Raw genomic sequence first — 4,095 nt, 5'->3', positions numbered from 1 at the left:
GGGACATGGGAGCTCTCCGTATCGAGTGATGAGAAAGGGGTGGGCCGTTCGGCCCGGAAACCGTCGGTCGCGGCGTGGCGGGGAACGCCCGCGCGCCGCCGCCCGGATCAGCCGTCGATCGGCTGTTCGACCGAGGGCTTGACGACCACCGTCGTGTTGGAGCAGTTGGTGTCGGAGCACACGCCGCCCGACACCTCCTCCAGGGCCTCGTCCGAGAGCGGCTCGATCTCGTCGGCGCGGTTCTGTTCCTGGGACATGGGGTCTCCTTGGGTGTACGGCCCTTCATGGGCCGTGGGGGGAAAGTCGCCCGCCGCGAAGTGCGACGGGCGTGTTGCGGCTGCGCGAGAGGGTCAGCCGCGGTCAGGGGGCCAGGCACTCCTGCGAATCGGCTCATCGTGGCTGCGAAGCGCCGCCGGCGCTTGACGCGTCGTGCCGGCCATGCGGCGCGCCGGCGCCACCGCCACGGAATCCAGCGCCACCTCCACGGCCCAGCCGCGCCCCTCGGGGTCGCGTGGGCACATGGCCGGGTCGGGAAGCATCTCCTCGAGCGTCACCCGCGCCTGCCCACCGGCGGCCAGGTCGCGCAGCAAGGGCAGAAACAGGGGTGAGCCAAGGTCCAGGTACTGCGGCTTGAAGGGGGTGCCGCGCGCGCCGCGGGGCTCCGCGACGAACACCCGCGCGGGAATGCCCCAGTCCATCCGCAGGCGGGTGACGGCGGCGAACGAGGCCGCGTCGTCGGCGTGCGAGAGCGCCTGGGCCAGGGGCGCCACGGGGACGGACCATCCCCGGCGGTGCAGCACGAGGTTTCCGAGCAGAATGCGGGGGCTTACGACCCGCTCGCCCTCCATCCACCCCATGCGCGGCGGGAGCACGGGGCGCAGGGCACCCGGACCCAGCGCGGCCAGGAAGCGGACCAGCGGGGGCAGGTAGGCTTCGAACGCCAGCCCCAGGTGGGCGGGAAGCAGCCGGGCGCCGTCCGGACCGCGCAGCACGGGGAGACGATCGGCACCCCGGAAGCACACCTTCAGGTTTCCCAGGCTCAGCCGGTGTCCGGGCCCGGCGTCGACCCGGTCTCCGGGGAGCGACAGGACAGTCGGCGTCTGGGGCGCGTGCACGTTCAGCGTATCGCCGTGCACGCACTGCAGGTCAAGCAGGGCGGCGCTCTCGCCGTCCACCGTCGTTCTCCCGCGGCGGCGCAGGTGCGCCGTGTACCGGCGGCGCGCCCGGGCGCCCATCAGGGGGGTGTAGCGGCTGCCACAGCGGCCCGTGCCCTCCATCAGCCGGTTGAGCCGCCAGAGCGAGCCATCCGTGCTGGCCGGCTGCAGCAGCAGGCAGGCCCCCCGCCCCGCCGCGTCCGTGTAGCGCGGGGGAACGGCATCCAGCAGGGTGCGCAGCGCCGCCTCGTCCACGCGCACCACGTCGCCGTCCCGCGCGGTGCACCCCTCCAGCCCCGCGTGCACGTCCGCGCGCCACGCCCGCAGCCGCTCCAGCTCCGGCAGCCCGCGCGGATTCCAGGTGCGGCAGGCGTCCGCCTCGCCCCATCCCGCCGCGCGGAACGCTTGGTAGTCACGCCACAGGAGGTGGGCGGCGCGAAAGAGCTCCAGCACGCCCACCTCGCCCCGTCCGGGCCACTGCGCCGCCGCCAGGTCCGACACGGTGGCGCGCCAGTCGTGCGCGGAGTCGAAGAGCGTCGACAGCCGCACCAGGAGCCGGCCCGCGCGCAGTGCACCGCGCGCGACGTCCGAATCAAGGTAAAAGGCGGCCGCCGCCGGCCCGTCGGGCACGCGCAGCACGTCCTCATACAGGTCAAAGTCGGGGCTGCCCCGGTAGGCGACGCGGTCCGGATCCACCCCGCCCAGCAGGGCCGCTTGCCGCCACGCCCCGTCGACCCGCCGGTGCATCTCGCGAAGGGCCCGCGCCGGGTCCCCGGCGGACGGGTATTCCGCCTGCAGCGCCACGAGCGCCTCCAGCTCCGCGCGGAATGCGTCCAGGCCGGGAGCCGCGGGCAGGGCGCGCAGACAGGCGCACATGCGCGCTTCCAGGTGCCCCTCGTGCACGGGCCAGGGCAGCACCAGGCGCAGAACGCCCAGCTCCAGCAGCCGGAGGGCCTCCGCCCCGTCGCCCTGGGCGTCGAGCCAGGTACGCAGCGCGCCCATGGAAAGGGGCTCCCCTGCCAGCCGCGCGGCCACGCGGGTCACGATGCCGTCCCCGGCCGTGGTCACCAGCGCATCCGGGCGGTAGCGCAGTGTACCCCGGTCTTCGTCCGGCTCCCAGCGGCCGGGCCGCACCAGCAGCAGGCGCCCGTCGCCCGCATCCTCCATGGAGTCGTTCAGCACCACCTGCAGCCCATCCCGGAACGCGGGGAAACGGCACAGCATCTCGGTCCACTGCTCCAGCCGGTACCGCTTCACGCGGACCAGCGAGCGAGCCGTCCACCGTGCGCCGCGCAGACGCAGCCCGCCGGGAGTGCGCCGTACGCTGCCCACGGCCAGCGTGGTGAAGGTGGAGAAGGGAGAAACCTTGGCGGCCGCGCGCGTCACGTAGCGCAGCAGGGCGGCTTCGGCCCGGCGCGCGCGCGCGCTCGGGGCCCCGGAGGAGCGCGATGCATGGACGGCGGCCAGCAGGTCCGGGCTGGCCAGGGCAAGCCCCCGTCGAAACGCCGGGTCGGCCAGGGGAGCCCGCAGGGCGTCGCGCTGCCGCTCCGCCGCGGCGGTAAAGGCGGTCCGAAACGAGGTGTGCTCCGCGGCGTGCCGTTCCTCCAGGGCCAGCACCCGCTCCGCCTGCCGGCCCGCGATCTCCGCCAGACGGGGCCACTCGGGCGCGGCGCGGTGTCGAGCCAGCCCGCGGCCGTTGTGGCAGTCGCGGCGCACGGCCAGCAGCATGCGCCGCAGCGAACGCGAGGCGCCCGGCACCGCGTCGTGCAGCTGGTCCGCCAGGACGGCCCGCGCGGCGCAAAGCTCCGCCTCCGTCCGCGCCTCCCTGGCGACGTCGTCGTCCAGGGTGGTGGAGAACGCGGCCAGCGTGTCCACGGGCAACCCCGCGACGCGGCCGATTACCGGGAAGAAGGCTCCGCGGGGCGCGGGGGGCCGGCGAACACGCATCAGGCTTCCACCAGCACGGGCGAGCCCGCCGCCGGAACCCCGGTCAGGGCGCGCAGCAGGATGTGCTGGACGAGGCCTTCGTTCAGCATGTCCAGACCCAGCTGGTTCCCCAGGCCGTGAAACACCTTGAACAGGGGCGAGAATGCCGGGTCCTGCGTAAACGGGCCGGCCGGGTGGCGCGGATCGTCGCGCAGGGGCCGCAGCCAGTCGAAGAAGGTGCGCAGGACGTCGCGCCAGCGGGCTTCGGCCTCCGACACGGCCGCCGCCCGGGGATCGGCGTCCCAACGCTCCACGTTGGCAATCACCTGCTCCACGACCGGGGCGATGGCCCGCACCCGGTCGTCGTAGCGAGCTAGGACCGCAGCCTCCCGGTCGCGGTCCGGAAGCGCGAACCGCAGCATCCAGTCGCGATGAAAGGCCAGGTACGCGGCGCGCTCCTCGTCCGTGAAACCCAGCGCCGTGAGTCCCGAGACCATGGCTCCCAGCAGGATCTTGAGGCGGGCGGACTCCGACGGCGCCGCGTCTCCGTGGGCCAGCGCGTCGATCACGAGGTCCGCGGCGGCCGCCAGGCACGTCACCAGGTGCGCCACGTAGCCGTCGTCCTCCCGCAGCGCCGCGTCAGGACCCAGCGACACGCCGCTCCGCCGATACCGGGTCCACAGCAGAGTGCGGTCGGGGTAGTCACCCTCGAACTCGTCCTCCGGGTCCACCGGCACGCCCTTGGGCCGGGTCAGCCGGGGCCCGTCGTCCTCGGGCATCGCCGCCAGGCACCGCTCCACGTGCTCCGCCAGCAGTGCAGCGACCTCGTGGCGCTCCGCGGCGGGACCATGGAGCCGCACCTTGAGATGTGCTCCGCCGCGCGCGTACCGCACCATCCACAGGCTCCAGCCGCCGCGCCGCGCCATGTCCGCACGAAAGGGAGCGATGGCGCCGCGGATGACGTCGTCCAGTCGGTTGTTCGCATAAATACTGGCTGATACGGTCGGATCTGGAG

The 4,095-nt window shown here is 74.1% G+C and carries 3 protein-coding genes; all 3 read right to left on the bottom strand.

The window, feature by feature from the left end:
- Nucleotides 1-107: 107 nt before the first annotated feature.
- On the bottom strand, nt 108-257 hold the full coding sequence (locus VFZ20_RS11930; protein WP_329684106.1) for a hypothetical protein: 150 nt from the start codon (nt 255-257) through the stop codon (nt 108-110).
- A gap of 93 nt (nt 258-350) precedes the next feature.
- Complete coding sequence (locus VFZ20_RS11925) at nt 351-3,029, bottom strand: lantibiotic dehydratase (protein ID WP_329684105.1); 2,679 nt, start codon at nt 3,027-3,029, stop codon at nt 351-353.
- A gap of 71 nt (nt 3,030-3,100) precedes the next feature.
- The coding region (locus tag VFZ20_RS11920; protein WP_329684104.1) for a lantibiotic dehydratase C-terminal domain-containing protein at nt 3,101-4,095 on the bottom strand (995 nt) is incomplete at its 5' end.

It is taken from the genome of Longimicrobium sp. (assembly GCF_036280135.1).
In the GTDB taxonomy this organism is placed as follows: Bacteria; Gemmatimonadota; Gemmatimonadetes; order Longimicrobiales; family Longimicrobiaceae; genus Longimicrobium.
The sequence above is the reverse complement of the archived record's forward strand: the minus strand, read 5'-3'. Positions and strand labels throughout refer to the sequence as shown.